Source organism: Acuticoccus sp. (genome assembly GCF_965213555.1).
Lineage (GTDB): Bacteria > Pseudomonadota > Alphaproteobacteria > Rhizobiales > Amorphaceae > Acuticoccus.
In genome coordinates, this window is sequence record NZ_OZ243890.1 from 324980 (window position 1) to 345100 (window position 20121).

The following is a 20121-nucleotide window of genomic DNA, read 5'->3' on the forward strand; positions in this document are numbered from 1 at the left end:
CCCCATGGACATCGTTGTCTTGCCCGGCGACGGGATCGGCGAGGAGATCACTGCCGCGACGCTCGGCGTGCTGCGGGCCGCGGACGCGCGCTTCGGGCTCGGCCTGACGTTCGAGGCGCACGACATCGGCTTCAAGGCGCTCGAGGCGACGGGCACCACGTTCCCGGACGCGGTGCTGGAGCGCGCGCGGGCCGCCGACGGCATCCTGCTGGGGCCGATCAGCCACATGGACTACCCGGACCGCGACAAGGGCGGGGTCAACGTCTCCGCGGCGGTGCGCGGCAAGCTCGACCTCTTCGCCAACGTGCGGCCGGCCAAGTCCCGCCCCGGTGTGCCCAACAAGGGCGGCCCCATGGACCTCGTCATCATGCGCGAGTGCACCGAGGGCATGTACCCCGACCGCAACATGTTCCGCGGCCACGCCGAGGTGATGCCGACGCCCGACATCGCGATCTCCATGCGCAAGATCTCGCGGCAGGCGTGCACGCGCATCGCCAGGGCCTCGTTCGACCTCGCCATGAAGCGGCGCCGCAAGGTGGCGGCCGTGCACAAGGCCAACAACTTCATCCAGACCGACGGGCTGTTCCTGGAGGCCGTCCGCGCCGTCGCCGCGCAGTACCCGGACGTCGATTATGAGGAGCTGATCGTCGACGCCACCGCGGCGCTTTTGGTGCGTGATGCGAGCCGCTTCGACGTGATCTGCTCGACGAACTTCTACTGCGACATCCTCTCCGACCTCGCCTCGGAGCTGTCGGGCGGGCTGGGGATCGCCGGCTCGATCAACGCCAACGAGGAGCGCTGCGCGGCCCAGGCGCAGCACGGCTCGGCACCGGACATCGCCGGGCAGGACCGCGCAAATCCCACCTCGCTCATCCTGTCGGCGGCGATGATGCTCCTGTGGTTCGACGACACGCGCGGCAAGCCGGCGTTCGGCGCGGCGGGCCGCGCGGTGGAGGCCGCGGTGGAGGACTGCCTCGCCGACCCGGCGCGGCGCACGGCCGACCTCGGCGGGTCGCTCGGCTGCGCCGCGTTCGGCGAGGCCGTCGCGGCGGCGCTGGGCAAGGCGCCGACCTGAACGCCGACGCATCGCACCGCGCGGCGATCCCCTCGCCGCCCCGTCTTGCCGTGCCGGAGGGGGCGTGGGACTGCCACGTCCACGTCTTCGGCCCACACGAACGGTACGCGCTGTCTGCCCAGCGGCGCTACACGCCCGGCGCCGCCTCGCGCTCCGACCTCGAGGCCATGCTCGACCGCATGGGCATCGGCCACGCCGTCCTCGTGCAGCCGACGCCCTACGGCGACGACCACCGCTGCCTCGCAGATGCGTTGGAGGCGTTCGGCGGCCGGTGCGCAGGCGTCGCCTGCTTCGACCCGACCCGACCGCCGCCGGACCGCGAGCTGGAGCGGCTCGCGGCTGCCGGCGTCCGCGCCCTGCGCCTCCACCTGCTGGACGGCCCGGGATCGGACTTCACGGATCGGACGCGAGAGGCAGCAGCGCTCGCCCGGGCGTACCGGTGGCACGTGGAGCTCCATGCAACGGCCGAGGCGTTCGGATTGGTCGCAGGCATCGCCGCGGCAACGGGCGGCCCGGTCGTCCTCGACCACCTCGCCTACGCCCGGCCGGCGGACGCTGGGGAGCTGACCGTGCTTCTGAGGTCCGAGCCAGTGTTCGTGAAGCTTTCCGCACCCTACCGGTACGAGGATGCCGCCGCAGCGACCCTGCTCGCCCGCACCCTCCTCGAGCGGGTGCCGGATCGCTGCCTGTGGGCGTCGGACTGGCCGCACACCCGGGCGGCGGCGCCGCCGGATCGGCTGCGCCCGGTGCCGTTCCGCGAGGAGGACGCGGGCCGGCTCTACGACTTGGTGTTCGCCGGCGCCGACGCGGACACCATCGCGCTGGCGACGCGCGAGGTGCCACGAGGGATCTACGGCGAACAGGACCGGCCCACCGTTTAGGGCTTCGCCGGACCGATCCGGACGATCAGCGGAACCAGATCGCCGTCTGCGGCACGTAGGAGACGATCATCAGGACGACGAACATCGCGAGGAGCAGCCACTTGCCGTAGTGCAGCACGTCCTGGATGCGCAGGCCGGTCACCGAGCACACCGTCAGCATGACGGTCGCCACCGGCGGCGTCTGCTGGCCGATGCCAAGGTTGAGGCACACGATGATGCCGAAGTGCACCGGGTCGAGGCCGATCTGAAGCGCCAACGGCAGGAGGATGGGCACGACGACGATGATCGCCGCGGCGGCCTGGAGGAACATGCCGACGCCGAGCAGGAAAAGGTTGATGAGGAGGATCGCGAGGAGCGGCTGCTCACCGAAGCCCTGCAGCAGCTCCGCGATCGCCTGCGGGATGCGCTGGCTCGCCAGGAACAGGCTGAGCGCGGCCGACCCCGCGACGAGCATCATGACGACGGCGGACTGGCGCGCGGTCAGCACGAGGATGTCGTAGAGCCGGCGCGCGGTGAGCTCGCGCGACAGGACGAGCCCGAAGAGGAGCGCGAGCGCGACGCCCACCCCGGCCGCCTCGGTCGGCGTGAACACGCCGCCGATCAGCCCGCCGATCACGAGGACGGGGATGAGGAGGGGGACGAACGCCCGGCGCAAGGCGACGCCGAGGCGGCGCACCTCGAAGCGCTCGTCGACGGGATGGCCCTCCCGCACGGCGAAGATGTAGCACGTCACCATGAACGCCGCGCCGAGGAGGAGCCCCGGCACCAAACCGGCGATGAAGAGGTCGCGGATCGAGGTGTTCGTGGTGACGCCGTAGAGCACCATCGGGATCGAGGGCGGGATGATGATGCCGAGCGTCGCCGTCGCCGAGGTGACCGCCGCGGCGTAGGTCCGCGGGTAGCCGGCGCGCTCCATCCCCGGCACGAAGATCTTGCTCATGGCGGCGGCGTCCGCCACCGCCGAGCCGCTCATCTCCGCCATGAACATCGACGTCACGACGTTGGCGTGGGCGAGCCCGCCGCGCAGCCAGCCGACCAGGGCCGCGGCGAGGTCGATGAGGCGCTGGGCGATCGTCGTCGCACTCATGAGCTCGCCCATGAGGATGAACAGCGGCACCGCGAGGATGACGAAGTTCGCCGTCCCACGGAACAGCTGGATTGGCAGCGTCATCAGGTCGATGCCTGCGACCCACATGGAGACGCCCGCCATCACCATCAGCGAGAAGCCGATGGGAAAGCCGATCAGGATGAGGACGAGGAGGAGGGAGAGGATCGAGCCGCTCACCGCCCTCCCCCCAGCCGGCCGACGAGGTCGGCGACGAGCGCCACGACGAGGAGGGCGGACGCGATGGGCAGGACCGCCATGAAGACACCCTGGGGGATCGCCGCCGTCTCGATCTCCGTCCAGCCGACGACGGAGATCATGCGCACCGACAGGACGAGGATGATGCCGAAGAAGCCAATGAGGACGAGGTCGATGGCCACCCGAATGCCGAGCGTCACCGCGCGGGGCAGCGCGTCGAGGAGCATGTCGAAGCTGATGTGCCCCTCACGGCGCAGCGCGAGGTAGGCGCCGAAGAAGCTGATCCAGACGAGGAGGTAGCTTGCGATCTCCTCGGGCCACGGCAGCGCGCTGTCGAGGAGGTAGCGGAAGACCACCGCGGTGCAGGTGATGACGACGGTGGCGGCCACGAGGGCCGCCGTGACCGCCGCCACGACCGCATCAACGACGCGCAGCATCGTCGCAGCTCAGGACGACTGGCCGGCCGCGTCGATGAGGTCGATGAACTCGCCGCCCTCGGCGTCGATGTAGTCCTGGTAGACCGGCCGAGTGACCTCTTGGAAGGCCTCGAAGTCCACCTCGTTGACCTCGACCCCCTCGCCCTTCATCGCCTCCAGCGCAGAGTTCTCAAGCTCGGTGGCCTGCTCGTAAGCCGGGTCGGTGATGGCCTCGGCGGCCTCTTGGAACGCGGTGCGCTGCTCGTCCGTCAGGCTGTCCATGAACGTGTTGGAGGCGATCAGGAACGACGGGGAGTAGACGTGCTTGGTGAGGCTCAGCTTGTCGGCAACCTCGTAGAGCTTGGCGGAGTTGAACCCGTAGATCGCCGCCTCCGCGCCGTCGACGACGCCGGTCTGCATCGCGCTGAACACCTCGGTCCAGGCGACCGGCGCGGGGTTGCCGCCCATCTTGGCGAACACGTCCTGGCGCAGCTTGCCGCCGGTGATGCGGATCTTCAGCCCCTCGAGGTCGCTCGGCTGGGCGATCGGACGGACCTTGTTGATGACGTGCCGGAAGCCGTTCTCGTAGGTGCCGAGCACCTCGAAGCCGGCGCTTTCCTCGAGCCGCGTCTCGACCGCCTCACCGAGCGGACCCTCCAGCGCACGGCGCACGTGCTCGCGGCTCTCGAACAGCCACGGCAGGTCGAACACGCCGACCTTGGTGTCGAGCTTCATCGCGCCGGATGCGATCACCGACATGTCCTGCACGCCGAGGCGGACGGCGTCGATCTGCGCCGCCTCTTTGCCGAGCTGCCCGCCTGGGTAGATCACGATCTCGAACTCGCCGGGCAGGCGCCGCTCGATCTCCTCCTTGAAGAGCACGGCCTGCTGGTGCAGCGGCGTGTTGGTCTCCACGTGGTGGCCGAGCTTGACCTCGCGCGGCGCCGCGTGGGCGGCCCCTGCCGCGAGCGCCAGCGCGCCGAGGGTCGTCAGAAGTGAGCGAAGCATGGTTTCCTCCGTCGTGTTGGGCGTGCGGCACGCCGGTGCCGCACACCGTTGGCTGGACTATACCGTGGCGACCGGCGTCACCGGCGAGCCGACGGCGCCGGTGAGGCGCAGCGGCGGCGCGGTCAACAGGAAGCGGCTGCGTCCCTCGGCGCGCAGGTAGGCTGCGAGCTCGGTGAGGTACCACAGCTCGCCGAGCGGGATGCCGAGCTTGAAGAGGCAGAGCTCATGCAGCGGCAGCCGCGACCCCGCGGCGCCTGGGGGGAGCGGCTTGTGCGCCTCCTCCACCGCGAAGTTGTCGGCGGCGATGGCGACGACGCCGCTGTCGGCCACCCACTCGAGGAGCGTCGGGTCGCGGCTGTCGAGCACCGGGCAGGACGTGTGCAGGATCGAAGCATCCGGCCGCTTGCCCATGTCGAGCACCAGCTGCGACCAGCCCGTATGCAGGACCAGGATGTCGCCGGGCTCCACCACCACGCCGTCCGCCTCGAGGATGCGCCCAAGCTCCGCGCGGTCCACCGCCACGCGCGCGTCGCCGTGGTGGGCATGGAGGTCGACGAGGACGCCGCGCCCCTGCACGCAGGTAGCGGCGATCGTGTCGATGCCGAGCGCGTGGGCGCCGACGCGGCCCTCGGCGTCCGGGTCGGGGATGTCGGAGCCCGCGCGCCAGCCGTTGTAGTACACCCGCTCGGGCGTCCCGTCGCCGTCGGCGTCGAACATCGAGCCGACGTGGGCGAGGCTGTCCCACTGGGTGGAGTACTGGGTGTGCAGGACGACGGCGTCATCGGCGGACACGTCCGTGAGGCCTGGCGTGTGCTCGGCCCAGGCCATGTTGTAGTACGGCACGCGGCCCTCGTGCAGCGTCGGGCGGAGCTGGGGCGGATGACGCTTCGGGTTGACCGCGTTGCCACCCGGGTAGTCCAGCGGCAGGCTGAGGCAGAAGGTGCGGCCGGTGCGCACCTCGGCGACGCCCTTCAGGACCTGCTCAGCGGTCAAGAGGTTCAGCCGTCCCACCTGATCGTCGGGACCGAAGTCGCCCCAGTTGGAGCCGTCCGGTCGGTTCTGCCAGCGCTCGGGCATGATGGCTCCCTCAGACCGTCGCGATCGGGGTGACGGGCGAGCCTGCAGCGCCCGGCAGGCGCAGCGGCGGTGCGGTCAGGAAGAAGCGAAACCGGCCATGCTCCTTCAGCCAGGCCGCGAGCTCCGTCAGGTACCATAGCTCGCCCAGCGGCACGCCGAGCTTGAACAGGCAGTGCTCGTGGAGCGGCAGGACCGGCCCGGCGCCCCTCGCCGATGAGGCGAGCTGCGAGGACGCCTCGACCGCAAGCGCGTCGGAGGCGATGGCAGCCACCCCGCTGTCCGTGATCCACTGGAGGAGCCGAGCATCCGTGCCGTCGAGCACCGGATAGCGCGTGCGCAGCTCGGGGTCGGGGCGGCCGGCGCTCGCCAGGAGCGCCTCGCAAAGGCCGGTGTGGAGGCACAGGATGTCCCCCTCCTCGACGGCGACGCCGTCCGCCTCGAGGATGCCCATCAGACTGTCGTGCCCCACCGCCTCGCGCGCCTCGCCGAAGTGGGCATGGAGGTCGACCATCACGCCGCGGCCCTGCACGCAGGCCGCCGCGACGGTCTCGATGCCGAGGGCGAGTGCGCCGACTTCGCCCTGGCGCCCCCGGCCGTCCTCACCGACGATACGCCAGCCGTTGTAGAACACGCGCTCCGGCGTGCCGTCCCCGTCCGCGTCGAACATCGAGCCGATGTGGGCGAGGCTGTCCCACTGCGTCGAGTACTGACTGTGCAAGGTGAACGCCTCGTCCGACACGACGTCGGTGCGTCCGGGGTCGATCTCCTCGAGCGGCAGGTTGAACGAGGTGCGGCCCTCGCGCTGGATGGGGATGAGCTGGGGAGGGTGACGCCGATTGTTCAGCACCATGCCGCCCGGCAGGTCGAGCGGCAGGCTGAGGCAGAAGCGGACGCCCTCGCGGACCTCCTCGGCCGCGCGCCTTACGCGCTCGGGCGTGAGGAGGTTGAGCCGGCCGATTTCGTCATCAAGGCCGAAGTCGCCCCAGTTTGAGCCAGGCGGCCTGTTGGTCCATCGTTGTGGCATCGATCGAGCGTCCCCCCGCCGCAAGTTGGCAGATCAGTCGCAGGGATGGCAAACCAGTTGCGCGGATGCTCGAAGAGCAGGCCGCGCGGGCGTGATGGAATGGTAGACATACCGGACTTAAAATCCGGAGGCGCAAGCCGTGCGGGTTCAAGTCCCGCCGCCCGTACCATCCTGCGTCGCCCATGGCGCCTCGGGGGCGAGGATCAGGCGATGCGGATCACGCCCTCCCGTCCGGTGAGCTTGGCGAGCTGGCGCACTCGGCGCTGGGGCCGCTCGCCGTCGAACGTGGCGAGCTCGTCGGGCAGCTCGAGGACGAGCGTGGCGGCATCGCTCATGAGCTGCACCTTGGGCAACACGTTCGCGATGCCCGGGGCGAGGACGTAGCCGAGGCGCAGCATCGCGGCGACGAGGCGCGCGCGCTCGCCCATCGCCTCGGAGCACAGCGCCTCCGCACCGGGCTTGAGGACAGGATCCTCGGTGCCGCCGTAGCGGTCGTTGAGCACCTTCGCGAGGAAGCCGCGACCGGCGTGGTCGACGCCGTAGAGCGCGACGTTGGAGACGATCGCGAGGGCCTGATCGGCACGGTAGTCCGGGTGTGCGCGCCAGGAGATGTCCGACAGGAGGCAGGCCGCGTGCCTCAGCCGCTCCTCCTCCCCGTCCTCGGCGAGCCCCAGCGCGTCGAGCCCGGCGCGGGTGAAGGCGATCAGCTCGGCCGAGTGGCGCGGCGAGCGATTGCGTAGGACCGCGAGCTCCTCCGCGGCGAGGGTCAACGGGTCGCGCCGCCGCTCCGCCTCGTCGAGCCCGTCGTAGATCGTCCCCTCGCGCACCCCGAGGCCCGAGGCGACCACCGTGGCGGGACGGCCGAGGTCGATGAGCGTGCGCAGGACAACCGCGCCCCAGGGCACCAGAGCGCGTCTGCCCTTGGCGACCACGCCGCCCTTGTCCATGGTGTCGAGCCCGACGCGCAGGACCTCGTCGCAGAAGTCCATCATCTGCGGTCCCGGCACCGCGTACTGATGCATGATGGAGATCGGGTAGTCCGTCACCGCCATGTGCAGCTTGACGATGGAGCGCCACGTCCCGCCGACGGCGTAGAACGCGCGGCCAGCGAGCCGCTGCAACGCCTCCGATCCCTCCAGCGCATTCCGGGCCAGACCCGCGCCGCGGCTCACCGAGCCCTTCGCGTCGCCGCGCAGCCGCAGCGTCCCAAGGGGACGGCTCTCGCCCGTGCCGAGCCCCGCGTCCGACACGTCGATGAGCTCCAGCGAGCCGCCGCCCAGGTCGCCGACGATCCCGTCCGGCCGCCAGAAGCCGCACAGGACGCCCGCCGCCGCCATCTGCGCCTCCTGCGGCCCTGTGAGGACGCGCACCTTCAGCTGCGAGATCGCCTCCAGCTCGCCGATGAAGTCGTTGCCGTTCGTTGCAACGCGGGCTGCGGCGGTCGCGAGGATCGTCACCTGCGCCACCTCCGCCGCCTGGACTAGCGCCATGAAGCGCCGGACTGCGAAGAGCGCACGCCCCATCGCCTCCTCGCCGAGGCGGCCGTTCTCGGCGAGCCCCTCACCGAGTGCGGCCAGCACCTTCTCGTTGAACATCACCGTGGGGGCGCGCGACGCCCGCTCGTAGATCACGAGACGCACGGAGTTCGAGCCGACGTCGATGACGGCGATCCCCTCCCCCATGCGCGTCCCGCGCGGCAGCGATCGCGCCTCGGGCATCTCGGTCATCGGCTTGCCCTCCGCGCGGACGCCCGCGTCAGCCCATGTATGGCGCAAATGCGCTCGGCTGTTGCAGCTCGCGTGCGCGGCCCCGGCCGGACAGCGACGGGTTGGTCATGAAGTACCTGTGAGCGTTGACCGGGTCGTCGCCGGGAGCCACCGAGACGCGCTCGTGGCCGCCGCAGGGCAGGATGCGCCAGCTCTGCTCGTTGTCGCGCATGGAAGCGACCATGATCTGGCCGAGGATCTGCTGGTGCACCGTGTCGTTGTCGACGGGAGCCAGCGTCTCGACGCGTCGGTCGAGGTTGCGAGGCATCAGGTCTGCCGACCCGATGTAAACCACCGCATCGCGCGACGGCAGCGCCGAACCGTTGCCGAAGCAAAAGATGCGAGAGTGTTCGAGAAATCGCCCCACGATCGACTTCGCCCTCACGTTCTCGGAGAGGCCGGGGACCTCTGGCCGCAGGCAACAGATGCCGCGCACCACGAGGTCGACCTCTACGCCGGCGGCGGACGCGTCGTAGAGCGCGTCGATGAGCTTCGGGTCGACGAGGGAGTTCATCTTGATCCAGATCGCACCGGGACGGCCCGCCCGCGCGTGCGCGATCTCGGCGTCGATGTGGTCGAGGATGCGCTTCCTCAGCGTGATGGGCGAGACCGCGAGGCGCGACAGCTCCGCCGGCTCGGCATACCCGGTGACGAAGTTGAACACGCGCGCCGCGTCCTGGCCGATGACCGGGTCCGCGGTGAAGAAGGAGAGGTCGGTGTAGATCTTCGCCGTGACCGGGTGGTAGTTGCCCGTCCCGATGTGCGTGTAGGTGACGAGCTTGCCGCCCGCGCGCCGGACGACCATCGACAGCTTGGCGTGGGTCTTCAGCTCCAGGAAGCCGAAGACGACCTGCACGCCGGCGCGCTCGAGGTCGCGGGCCCAGCGGATGTTGGCCTCCTCGTCGAACCGCGCCTTGATCTCGATGAGCGCGGTGACGGACTTGCCGGCCTCGGCGGCGGCGATCAGCGCGGCGACGATGGGGGAGTCGGCGCTCGTGCGGTAGAGCGTCTGTTTGATGGCGACGACGTCGGGATCCGCCGCCGCCTGCGCCACGAACTGCACGACGACATCGAACGATTCGTAGGGGTGGTGGATGACGAGGTCCTTCGCCTGGATCGCCGCGAAGATGTCGCCGCCGGCGTCGCGCACGCGCTCGGGGAAGCGCGGCGTGTAGGGCTCGAACTTCAGCTCCGGCCGGTCGAGCGCCACGAGCTGCGTGAGGTCCTTCAGCGCCAGCGTGCCGTCGACGATCATCTGCCCGCTGGCGTCGACACCGAGCCGGCTCGCCACGAACTCGCGCAGCGCCTCGGGCATCGACGCCTCGATCTCCAGGCGGATGACTGAGCCTCGCCGGCGCCGCTTCAACGCGCTCTCGAACGTGCGAACGAGGTCCTCCGCCTCCTCCTCGATCTCGAGGTCGCTGTCGCGGATCACCCTGAACGAGCCGGTGGCGAGGATCTCATGGGACGGGAAAAGGCGGTGGAGGTGCAGCCTGATGACGTTGGCCAGCATGATGAAGCGCTCGCCCTTGCCCGCGGGGTCGAGCCTGATGAAGCGCTCCACCTGCGCCGGGATGCGCACGAGCGCGACGCGACTCTCCCCCTCGGGGGCCTTGAGTTGCAGCGCGAGGGACAGGTTGAGGTTCGGGATGAACGGGAACGGGTGCGCGGGGTCGATCGCGAGCGGCGTCAGCACCGGAAAGACGTGCGTGAGGAACGTCTGCTCGAGGTCGTCGCGCTCGCGCTCGGTGAGCGCGTCGGGCGCGACGATCTCGATGCCCTCCCTGGCAAGCTCGTGGCGCAGCCCCGCGAACTGGCTCTGCTGCTCGCGCTGCAGGCTCGCCACCCGCTCGTTGATCTTGGCGAGCTGGCCGGCCGGCGTGAGCCCGTCATCGCTGCGGGCGTCGACGCCGGCACGCTGCTGCGCGAGGAGGCCTGCGACGCGCACCATCAGGAACTCGTCCAGGTTGTTGGCCGAGATCGACAGGAAGCGCAGCCGCTCCAACAGCGGATGGCTCGTGTTCGCCGCCTCCTCGAGAACCCGCTCGTTGAAGCCGAGCCAGGACAGCTCGCGGTTGGTGAAGCGATCCGGACCGTCGCGCAGGGCCTCGTCGACGGAATGGCCTGGACCGGAGACGCAGTGCTTCGGCGAGGCGGTGCGTTGGCCATCCTCCGCCGGCAGCTCTCGCACGTCCGCCATCGCCATGCCCGCCTCCCCGTGCGTCTCCGGGGCCGCTATGGCACACTGTCGGCGTCCGGTGAACCGGCGCTGCGCAGCACGCGCGCCGCGAGCGGCCGCGTCGGCCCGCGACGCTCGGCGAGGCCCTGCCGGTCGATCGCGTCGACCATCGCAACCACCGCATGGAGCGTGCGCTCCACCCGGGCGAGAAGGAAGCTGATGACGCCCGGGTCGACGGGGAGCTGACGGGCCTGGAATGCCATCACCATCACCTTGCGCAGGAGCGCGTCGTCCGGAGGGAGGAGCACCGCCTCGGGGACCGCGCGCAGCCGCGACGCGAGGTCCGCGAGGCGCTCGCCGCCCCGCGAGCCCGCCGTCAGGAGAAGCGTGGTGCCGCAGGTCCGCACCGCGTTGATGAGGTGAAAGAGCGCCCTCTCCTGCGCCCGGTCGGCGTCGTCCACCACCACCATGCCCCGGGCGAGGTCGAGCGGGTCCACCGCGTCAAGCTGCGCGCCTCCGACGAGGCGTGCGCCGAGCCGTTGCGCGAAGGCGCCCGCGAGATGTGACTTGCCCGAGCCGTGCGGCCCGCGCACGAGGAGCACGGGATCGGGCCAGCGCGGCCACGCGGCCACCGCGGCGTAGGCCGCCTCGTTCGAGGACGACACGACCGTGTCGTGGAGCGCGTCCGGTGGACCGAGGTCGAGGGCGAGCTGGCGCATCGGCGGCGATCCGCGTTTGGTGGTGTCGACAGGCTAGCGCTGGACGCGGGCGCCGCCATCGATCGTGCCCGTCCGCCACCGCTTTCAACACGGTGCAGGGGACTTCCCTGTGGACTGTGCGCCTGCAACGGCGAGCCTTGGCACGGACGGGACGACGTGCGAAAGGCGGCGCATGTCCGATCCCTCCCGCGCGCTCTACAGCGAGGCCGGCGTCGACGTCGCCGCCGGGGACGCCCTCGTCGAACGCATCAAGCCCGCAGCGCGGTCGACCGCCCGGCCTGGCGCATCCCCCGACCTCGGCGGCTTCGGCGGCGTGTTCGACCTTGCCGGCGCGGGGCACGACGGCTCGCTCCTCGTCGCGTCTACCGACGGTGTCGGCACGAAGCTGCGCCTTGCGACGGCGCTGGGCCGTCATCGCGGCGTCGGCATCGACCTTGTCGCGATGTGCGTCAACGACGTCCTCGCCCAGGGCGCCGAGCCGCTGTTCTTCCTCGACTACTACGCGTCCAGCAGGCTCGACGTCGCGGCTGCGGCGGACGTCGTCGATGGGATCGCCGAGGGCTGCCGCCTCGCAGGTTGCGCGCTGCTGGGTGGGGAGACGGCCGAGATGCCGGAGCACTACGCGCCGGGCGACTACGACCTCGCCGGCTTCGTGGTCGGCGCGGTGCGTCGCGATCGCCTGCTGCCGCAGGGTGTCTCCGCCGGCGATGTCCTGGTTGGGCTGCCGTCCTCGGGGGCACACGCCAACGGCTACTCGCTGATCCGGCGCCTGATCTCCGAGGGCGGCTGGGACCTTGCCGCCCCGCTCGGCGACGTGACGCTCGGCGAGGCGCTTCTGGCGCCCACCCGCATCTACGTCCGTCCGGTGCTGGGGGTGCTCGCGCGGGTCGCGGGGGTGCACGGGATCGCCCACATCACCGGCGGCGGGCTTGTCGGCAACGTGCCGCGCATGTTGCCCGACGACCTCGCCGCGCGCATTGAGGCGGCGGCGCTGCCGTCACACCCCGTGATGGAGCACCTAAAGAACGCCGGCGGCGTCGCAGCGGACGAGATGCGCGCCGTGTTCAACTGCGGCGTCGGCCTCGTCCTCGCCGTCGCACCCGACGCCGGGGACGCCATCCTGGCGGACCTCACGCTGGCGGGCGAGCGGCCACGGTTGATCGGCGACATCGTCCGGCGCGAGGCGGACCAGCCGCGATGCCGCATCTCGTAAGGGGGGCGGACGGCAAGGTTCCCGTCGCGGTGTTCCTTTCCGGGCGCGGCACCAACCTCGCGGCACTGGCTGCCGCGGCAGCGGAGGCGGCCTATCCTGCGCGGATCGCCGTCGTCGTATCCGACCGGCCGGACGCGGGCGGCCTGACGATCGCGCGGTCGCACGCCATCGCGACCAGCGTGGTGTCGCGCCGCGACTACGCCGTCCGCGACGAGTTCGACGCCGCCCTCGGGGAGGTGGCGGTCGAGGCGGGCGCTGAGCTCATCGCCCTCGCCGGCTTCATGCGCATCCTCGGCGCACCGTTCGTGGCTCGTTGGCGGGACCGGATCCTCAACATCCATCCCTCGCTGCTGCCGGCACTCCGCGGCCTCGACACCCACGCGCGGGCCCTTGCCGCAGGCGCCGGCGAGCACGGTGCGACGGTCCACCTCGTGACGGAGGCGCTCGACGACGGCCCGATCCTTGCCCAGGTCCGCGTCCCGATCCTGCCCGAAGACGATTCGGACCGTCTGGCCGCGCGCGTCCTCGCCGCCGAGCACGCGCTCTACCCAGGCGCCCTCGCCGCCTACATCGAGCAGAAGGTGGAACCCTTCCGGCTGCCCCAGGATTAGGCCGAGTATCCCCCTCACAGGTCGTCGGTAGGCGGCGCGCCCTTTGCGCGGAAGCCGGCGACATAGTCAGCGGAGGCACGACGGGGTGAGTGAGGCGACCCTTGCCGACCGTGCCGACGCTCGCGAGCGCATGGTGCAGGCGCAGATCGCGGACCGCGGCGTTGGCGACCCCGCCGTGCTGGAGGCCATGCGCACCGTCCCGCGCGAGGCGTTCGTTCCCTCCGACATCACTGACCTCGCCTACGACGACACGGCGCTGCCCATCGGCGAAGGGCAGACGGTCTCGCAGCCCTACGTCGTCGCGCTGATGACGGAGCTCGCGCAGCTGCAACCCGCCGATCGCGTGCTCGACGTCGGGGCAGGCTCCGGCTACGCAACGGCCGTCCTCGCCAGGATCGCGGCCGAAGTCTACGGGATCGAGCGGCATCCGGCGTTGGCGCGCGAGGCGGTCGCCCGTCTCCGGGCTCTTGGCGTCGACAACGCGACGGTCGTCACAGGCGACGGAACGCTTGGTCTGCCCGACGCTGCGCCGTTCGACGCCATCCTCGTCGCAGCGGGAGGCCCCGAGGTGCCGACCGCACTGAAGGAGCAGCTCGCGGTCGGCGGCCGGCTCGTCATCCCCGTCGGGCTCGAGGAGCGGCGGCAGACGCTGGTCCGCGTCACGCGCACCGGCGAGGACACCTGGGAGCGCGAGGACGTGGGCGCCGTCGCGTTCGTGCCGCTCGTCGGAGCGCAAGGATGGCTGGAGGACGATCCATCCGGGCCCGGCCGCTGAGTGCCCGACCCTGCGGACGCCCTCTCTCAGTTGGTCGCCGACGCCGCCGTCGCGCTGCCGGATCCGGGCGAGGCGGACTTCGGTGCCTACTTCGACCGCTACGGCGAGCGTCGCGTGGTCCTCCTTGGCGAGGCGAGCCACGGCACGTCCGAGTTCTACCGGGCCCGCGCCGCGGTGACGCGCCACCTCGTCGAGCATCATGGGTTCACCATCGTTGCGGCGGAGGCGGACTGGCCGGACGCGGCCACCGTCGATCGCCACGTGCGGCATCGCCCGGCACGCCCAGGGACCGAGCGGCCGTTCCAGCGCTTTCCGACTTGGATGTGGAGGAACGTCGAGTTCGCCTCGCTCGTCGACTGGCTGCACGCCCGCAATGCAAGCGTTCCGCAAGCGGACCGTGCAGCCTTCCGCGGCCTCGACATGTACAACATGGGCGGCTCCATCGCCGCCGTCCTCGACTACCTCGACGACGTCGATCCTGAGGCCGCGATGGTCGCACGGGAGCGCTACGGATGCTTGACACCGTGGCAGAAGGATCCGGCCACTTACGGTCGAGCCGTCCTATCGGGCCGCTACAAGCAGTGCGAGGCCGCCGTCGTCGCGCAGTGCAGCGAGCTCCTGTCGCGCCAGCTCGGCGACGCCGAGCGCGACGGCGACGACGTGCTCGACGCCGCGCAGAACGCCCGCTTGATCGCCGCCGCCGAGCGCTACTACCGCGTGATGTACTACGGCGGCGAGGAATCATGGAACCTGCGCGACACGCACATGTTCGAGACGCTGACCCACGTCCTCGACGCTGCAGGGCCGGATGCCAAGGCGGTCGTCTGGGCGCACAACTCGCACATCGGGGACGCCCGCCACACCGAGATGGGGCAGCTCCACGGGCAGCTCAACATCGGCCAGCTCTGCCGCGAGCGCTTCGGCGAGGAGGCGGCGCTCATCGGCTTCGGCACGCACACCGGCACCGTCGCAGCCGCCAGTGACTGGGGCGGGGACGTCGAGGTGAAGCGCGTCGTGCCCTCCCGCGCCGACAGCATCGAGAGGCTGTGTCACGACGCCGGAGTGCCGCGCTTCCTCCTCGATCTCGGCGCGGATGAGGCGCTGCGACGGGGGCTGGCGGAGGCGCGCTTGGAGCGCTTCATCGGCGTGGTCTACCGCCCGCGCACCGAGCTTGCGAGCCACTACGCCGAGGCGTCGCTGTCGCAGCAGTTCGACGCCTGGGTGTGGTTCGACGAGACCGCCGCGGTCACCCCACTCGGGCCCGACCACGCCGGCGAGGGTGCGGCGGATACCTACCCGTTCGGCCTCTGACGGGCCGCCCCTCGCCTTCAATCAGCCTCGCGACTGCGCGGGCAAAAAGCCGATGGGCTGACGCCGGGGGGCCTCCTGCTTCAGCGTGCGCACGATCTCCTCGTACTCGCGCTCCATGTCCGCGGTGACGGAGGCGCGGGTCTGCTTGAACGCCTCCTCGAAGTCGGATGCCATCACGGTCGCCGACCCGTCGCCGCGCCGCAGCGCGACGAGCCCGGCGCGACGCACGAGGTCGGCGAGGTCGGCGCCGGTGTAGCGCTGCGCGCGCTCGGCAAGCGCGCCGAGGTCGACGTCCGCGGCGAGCGGCATGTTCTTCGTCTGGATCTCGAGGATCCGCTGCCGCCCCTCCGACCCCGGCACCGGGACGTAGACGAGCTCGTCGAACCGTCCGGGGCGGAGGAGCGCTGGATCGACGAGCGTTGGCCTGTTGGTGGCGCCGATGACGACGACGCTGGTCAGCTCCTCGAGCCCGTCCATCTCCGACAGGATCGTGTTGACCACACGCTCCGTCACCTGGGGCTCGCCGAGGCCGCCGCCGCGCGCGGGCACCAGGCTGTCGATCTCGTCGATGAAGATGATGGAGGGCGCCACCTGCCTGGCGCGCTGGAACAGCCGGGCCACCTGCTGCTCGGACTCCCCGTACCACTTCGACAAGAGGTCGGACGAGCGGGCGGTGATGAAGTTCGCCTCCGCCTCGCGCGCGACGGCCTTGGCGAGCAGCGTCTTGCCGGTCCCGGGCGGCCCGAACATCAGGAAGCCCTTGGCGGGGCGGATGCCGAGCCGGCGAAAGGCCTCCGGGTTCTTGAGCGGAAGCTCGATCCCCTCGCGCATCGTCTCACGTACGGCGTCGAGGCCGCCGATGTCCTCCCACGCGACGTTCGGCGCCTCGATCATGATCTCACGCATGGCGGACGGTTGGACGCGCCGTTGCGCCTGGATGAAGTCGCGCCGTTCCACCCGCAGGTTTTCCAGCACCTCGGCGGGGACGTCCTGCCGCATGTCGATGGATGGCAGCGTGCGCCGGACCGCGTCGATGGCGGCCTCGCGGCACAGCGCCGACAGGTCCGCCCCCACGAAGCCGTAGGTGGCCTTCGCGAGCGCGTCGAGGTCGACATCCTCGGCGAGCGGCATCCCGCGGGTGTGGATGCCGAGGATCTGCCGGCGGCCCTTCTGGTCGGGCGCGCCGATCATGATCTCGCGGTCGAAGCGACCCGGACGACGCAGCGCCTCGTCGATGGCGTCCGGCCGGTTGGTCGCTGCGATGACGACGACGTTGGCGCGCTGCTCGAGGCCATCCATCAACGTCAGGAGCTGCGCGACGAGGCGGCGCTCGGCCTCCCCGGACACGCGGTCGCGCTTGGGTGCGATGGAGTCGATCTCGTCGATGAAGATGATGGACGGGCTCGCCCGCTTTGCGTCCTCGAAGAGCTGGCGCAGCCGCTCCTCGGACTCGCCGTAATGCTTGCCCATCACCTCGGGGCCGGCGATGGAGAAGAACGTCGCCTCCGCCTCGTTGGCGACCGCCCGAGCGAGAAGCGTCTTGCCGGTGCCGGGAGGGCCGTGCATCAGGACGCCCTTGGGCGGATCAATGCCGAGGCGCTGGAAGAGCTCGGGCCGGCGCAGCGGCAGCTCGACCATCTCCCGGATCTCCTCGGTGACGTTGCCGAGGCCGCCGATGTCGTCGTAGCTCGCGTCCGCGCGGCGGCTCTCCTTCGGCTCCTCGTGGGTGGCACGCAGCTCCACCTCCGTCTCCGGGCCCATGACGACGACGCCGCGCGGCTGCGTCGCCACGACGACGAGGCGGATCTCCTGCAGCCCGTAGGACGGGGCGTTGAACATCGCCCTCATCTCCGGCGGCAGGTCGGCGCCCGGTAGCCGCGAGGCGACCGACGTCGAGACGATGTCGCCCGCCACGAACGGCCGCTGCAGGAACGAGCGCTTGAGCGCGTCCCCCGTGCCGTGGAGCCGCAGGTTCTTCTGCGCCGGCGCGACGACGAGGCGGGTTGCGATCTTGAGGTCGGGGGCCTGGACCTCGACGTGGTCGCCGGACCCCGTCCCCGCGTTGCCACGCTGCAGTCCGTCGAGCCTGATGAGGGACAGCCCTTCGTCCTCCGCCGCGAGCGGCATCGCGATCGCCGCGGTGTGGCGGCGACCGACGATCTCGATGGGCTGCCCGGGTCTCAGCCCCAGCTCAGCGATCGCCTCCCTCGACAGGCGCGCGATGCCGCGTCCGGCATCCTCCGGCCTTGCGTTGGCCACCTGAAGGCGCAGTCCGTCGTTCCGGCTTTTGGGCATCGTGCGTCCTGCGCGGTTCGGTGCGATGGATCGCCAACGTGCGCATGACGCTCCTGTTCCTAGCGCCCCTCGTGCCGCTCTCGCCGTCGCCGAGGGTGCTGCCCGCATCCGCCGCAGACGCCGGAGGCGTGGGCGGGTCGGCGGCTGGGCGGCGACACCCTGGCGCGGCCGAGCGGCGAGCGCACGGTGCGTCGGCGCCTTGGCTCACTTGACCGGCTTGTGCGCCTCGATCATCCAGCGCGCCCGGTCCACCTCGCGCACGATCTCCGTGAACAGGTCGGACGTGCCCATGTCCCCCGCCTCGTCCGCCTCGTCGATCGCCCCGCGCACGGTCTTGGCGTAGGCCGCGAGCGAGCTGGTCACGGCGTCGACGTGCTCGGACGGCGAGACCGCGTCGAGCGGGTACTTGGGCAGGCGCGAGTTCTGCGCCGCGACGTCGATGGTGCCCTCGGTGTGGCCGCCGAGGAGCTGGAGGCGCTCGGCGAGGAGGTCGGTCTGGTCCTTGACCTGCTCGTAGATCGTCTCGAGCAGCTCGTGCAGGCCGATGAAGTTCGGCCCGCGCAGCGTCCAGTGCGCCTGGCGCACGTGGCTGAACAAGTCGATGCCGTCCGACACGTGCGACTGCAGCAGCGCGCACATGGACTGGCGGGTCTGCTCGGGGAGGTCGCAGGCGGTGGGGAACATCATGGCAGGGTCTCCTTGCGTTTGTCGTGACATGTCGTCGGCCGACGAACGCGCAAGCGCCGCTCGTGTTCAGCCCCGTTGCCGCGGCGAGCCTCGCCGCGGGCCGGGCCATCGCGACGGAGGCCGGGCGCGAGCCGTGGGCGCGGTGCGCGCTGGGCTTGGAAGGCATGGTGGAGACGTGTGCCGTCGCGCTCGCGCTGCGCGGCAGCCGAGGGATGCAGGGACGGCGGGACACGCGGGTGGCCCGGTGGAAGGTTTGGTTGTGGGCCGTGCCCACGTGTCCCGCCTTCGGCTCGCGCGGACGTGGACGGCCTACCGTCCCTCCCCTCCTCCCCGCAGGCGGAGTGCGGGTGCGGCCAAGCGCCACGAGGTGCGACCCTCGCCGAATTGGCGTCCCGGTGGAGGCCGGTCCGTCGCATGATCGACGCGGGCCGTCCGTTACCGGCCCGCCTCGATCACCAAAGCCCTCGATCCTCGCAGCGGCCGGTCCGGACGCGCCTCCCCTCGAGCCGAGCGACGGGCGGGACTTTACCGGAGGTTGGGAAAGTGGGGATAACTCGCTGGGGCCAACAGCGACGGGACGCCGATGACGCCTGATGAGCTGATCGCGAAGTGGGCGCCTTCCGGCGGCGCCGAGAACGCCAACGCACAGCACTTCGTCCTAGACCTTTGCGACCTCATCGGGGTGCCGCGGCCTAGCCCGACGGTGCCGAGCGACGCTGCCAACAGCTACGTGTTCGAGCGCTCGGTCCGCCACGTCACACGCGACGCGGTCAGCACGAACCGGATAGACTGCTACAAGAGGAGCTGCTTCATCCTGGAATCGAAGCAGTCCTCGCTGCCTTCCGCCCGCAGGTCCAACGAGGGTCAGGGCGAGCTGTTGCCCGAGCACACGGCCGCTGTGAAGGGCGGCACCGCGAAGCGCGGCACGCCGGCGTGGGACCGGGCAATGCGGCGGGCCTACCTTCAGGCGAAGGGCTATGTCGGCGACCTGCCGCCTGACCACGCGCCGCCGCTCTTCCTGATGGTGATCGACGTCGGCAACGTCATCGAGCTCTACGCCGACTTCTCCGGCCAGGGCCGAAACTACACGCAGTTCCCGAACCGGCGCGAGTTCTCGATCCCGCTCGAGGCGCTGCGCGAGGAGGCGGTGCGCGAGCGCCTCGCCAAGGTGTGGCTCGAGCCGGCGTCGCTCAACCCGGCGATCCGCGCGGCGGAGGTGACGCGCGACGTCGCCGAGCGGCTCGCGAGGGTCGCGAGGGTCGCGAAGCGGCTCGAGGGCAAGCACGATCCCGCCGCCGTCGCGACCTTCCTGATGCGCTGCCTGTTCACGATGTTCGCCGAGGACGTCGAGCTCATTCCGAAGGCGAGTTTTACGAAACTCCTCACCGAGCTGAAGGATGAGCCGCGCCAGTTCGTGCCGCAGCTCGAACACCTGTGGCGGACGATGGACGAGGGCGGCTTCGAGCCGCGCATGGGCGCAGTGCTGAAGCGGTTCAACGGCACGCTGTTCAAGGAGCGCCGCGCGCTGCCGCTCGACCGCGAGGGCATCCACGAGCTCGCCGTCGCGGCGTCGAAGGACTGGCGCGACGTCGAGCCGGCGATCTTCGGCACGCTGCTCGAGCGCGCCCTCAACCCGCGCGAGCGCGCGCGGCTCGGCGCGCACTATACGCCGCGCGCCTACGTCGAGCGCCTGGTGGTGCCGACCATCATTAGGAAGTTTGGCTAACAGCAGCACGGGGGCCAATCCTGTTTTGCTTTTTTTGCAGGCCTTAGACCGGAAC

The 20121-nt window shown here is 70.9% G+C and carries 15 protein-coding genes, 1 tRNA gene and 1 pseudogene; 7 read left to right on the forward strand and 10 right to left on the reverse strand.

What is annotated here, in order from left to right; all coding sequences use genetic code 11:
• Positions 1-4 precede the first annotated feature (4 nt).
• Together ACOOE8_RS01775 and ACOOE8_RS01780 are read left to right on the forward strand one after the other, a co-directional pair.
• The gene (locus ACOOE8_RS01775; protein WP_420393187.1) at positions 5-1075 is read left to right on the forward strand and encodes an isocitrate/isopropylmalate dehydrogenase family protein; all 1071 of its coding nucleotides are present in this window, start codon (positions 5-7) and stop codon (positions 1073-1075) included.
• Between the two features lie 50 nt (positions 1076-1125).
• Positions 1126-1956, forward strand: a complete 831-nt coding sequence (locus tag ACOOE8_RS01780; protein ID WP_420393188.1) for an amidohydrolase family protein — start codon at positions 1126-1128, stop codon at positions 1954-1956.
• A 25-nt stretch (positions 1957-1981) separates the two neighbouring features.
• On the opposite strand, the gene ACOOE8_RS01785 is transcribed toward ACOOE8_RS01780, so the two are convergent.
• The 5 genes from ACOOE8_RS01785 to ACOOE8_RS01805 are packed head-to-tail and all read right to left on the reverse strand — an operon-like array spanning position 1982 to position 6784.
• Positions 1982-3241: a TRAP transporter large permease gene (locus tag ACOOE8_RS01785; RefSeq protein ID WP_420393189.1), complete on the reverse strand. Its 1260-nt coding sequence runs from the start codon at positions 3239-3241 to the stop codon at positions 1982-1984.
• A complete protein-coding gene (locus ACOOE8_RS01790) occupies positions 3238-3696 on the reverse strand; it encodes a TRAP transporter small permease (protein WP_420393190.1) in 459 nt (152 codons plus the stop codon). The genes ACOOE8_RS01785 and ACOOE8_RS01790 overlap by 4 nt, the downstream gene beginning before the upstream one ends.
• 9 nt (positions 3697-3705) lie before the next feature.
• Positions 3706-4683, reverse strand: a complete 978-nt coding sequence (locus ACOOE8_RS01795; protein ID WP_420393191.1) for a TRAP transporter substrate-binding protein — start codon at positions 4681-4683, stop codon at positions 3706-3708.
• Between the two features lie 57 nt (positions 4684-4740).
• Positions 4741-5760: a cyclase family protein gene (locus ACOOE8_RS01800; protein ID WP_420393192.1), complete on the reverse strand. Its 1020-nt coding sequence runs from the start codon at positions 5758-5760 to the stop codon at positions 4741-4743.
• A 10-nt stretch (positions 5761-5770) separates the two neighbouring features.
• Positions 5771-6784 (reverse strand): cyclase family protein, encoded by a 1014-nt coding sequence (locus tag ACOOE8_RS01805; RefSeq protein ID WP_420393193.1) that lies wholly within the window; start codon positions 6782-6784, stop codon positions 5771-5773.
• 85 nt (positions 6785-6869) lie between these two features.
• On the opposite strand from ACOOE8_RS01805, the gene ACOOE8_RS01810 reads away from it, so the two are divergent.
• Positions 6870-6953 (forward strand) — tRNA-Leu (locus tag ACOOE8_RS01810).
• A gap of 34 nt (positions 6954-6987) precedes the next feature.
• Here ACOOE8_RS01810 and ACOOE8_RS01815 read toward each other — a convergent pair.
• Genes ACOOE8_RS01815 through ACOOE8_RS01825 form a run of 3 tightly spaced genes read right to left on the reverse strand, consistent with a single transcriptional unit; the run spans position 6988 to position 11448 of the window.
• Positions 6988-8511, reverse strand: coding sequence for a Ppx/GppA family phosphatase (locus ACOOE8_RS01815; RefSeq protein ID WP_420393194.1), 1524 nt, complete (start codon positions 8509-8511; stop codon positions 6988-6990).
• Between the two features lie 28 nt (positions 8512-8539).
• On the reverse strand, positions 8540-10756 hold the full coding sequence (locus ACOOE8_RS01820; RefSeq protein ID WP_420393195.1) for an RNA degradosome polyphosphate kinase: 2217 nt from the start codon (positions 10754-10756) through the stop codon (positions 8540-8542).
• A 29-nt stretch (positions 10757-10785) separates the two neighbouring features.
• Positions 10786-11448: an HdaA/DnaA family protein gene (locus ACOOE8_RS01825; protein ID WP_420393196.1), complete on the reverse strand. Its 663-nt coding sequence runs from the start codon at positions 11446-11448 to the stop codon at positions 10786-10788.
• Between the two features lie 172 nt (positions 11449-11620).
• Here ACOOE8_RS01825 and purM point away from each other — a divergent pair, with 172 nt between their 5' ends.
• The 3 genes and pseudogenes from purM (at position 11621) to ACOOE8_RS01840 (ending at position 15358) form a co-directional block, all read left to right on the forward strand.
• Entirely contained in the window at positions 11621-12661 is a 1041-nt protein-coding gene (gene purM, locus ACOOE8_RS01830; RefSeq protein ID WP_420393197.1) for a phosphoribosylformylglycinamidine cyclo-ligase, read from the forward strand.
• Complete coding sequence (gene purN / locus ACOOE8_RS01835; protein ID WP_420393198.1) at positions 12646-13272, forward strand: phosphoribosylglycinamide formyltransferase; 627 nt, start codon at positions 12646-12648, stop codon at positions 13270-13272. The genes purM and purN overlap by 16 nt, the downstream gene beginning before the upstream one ends.
• 130 nt (positions 13273-13402) lie before the next feature.
• Positions 13403-15358 (forward strand): annotated as a pseudogene (locus ACOOE8_RS01840) (protein-L-isoaspartate(D-aspartate) O-methyltransferase).
• A gap of 21 nt (positions 15359-15379) precedes the next feature.
• Here the strand turns inward: ACOOE8_RS01840 and ACOOE8_RS01845 are convergent.
• Together ACOOE8_RS01845 and dps are read right to left on the reverse strand one after the other, a co-directional pair.
• Positions 15380-17653 carry a CDC48 family AAA ATPase gene (locus ACOOE8_RS01845; RefSeq protein ID WP_420393199.1) on the reverse strand — a complete coding sequence of 758 codons (2274 nt, stop codon included), beginning with the start codon at positions 17651-17653 and terminating at the stop codon, positions 15380-15382.
• Between the two features lie 204 nt (positions 17654-17857).
• A complete protein-coding gene (gene dps, locus ACOOE8_RS01850; protein ID WP_420393200.1) occupies positions 17858-18340 on the reverse strand; it encodes a DNA starvation/stationary phase protection protein Dps in 483 nt (160 codons plus the stop codon).
• Between the two features lie 583 nt (positions 18341-18923).
• Between dps and ACOOE8_RS01855 the strand changes: the two genes are divergently transcribed.
• Positions 18924-20066 carry a type IIL restriction-modification enzyme MmeI gene (locus tag ACOOE8_RS01855; RefSeq protein WP_420393201.1) on the forward strand — a complete coding sequence of 381 codons (1143 nt, stop codon included), beginning with the start codon at positions 18924-18926 and terminating at the stop codon, positions 20064-20066.
• Positions 20067-20121: the final 55 nt, after the last annotated feature.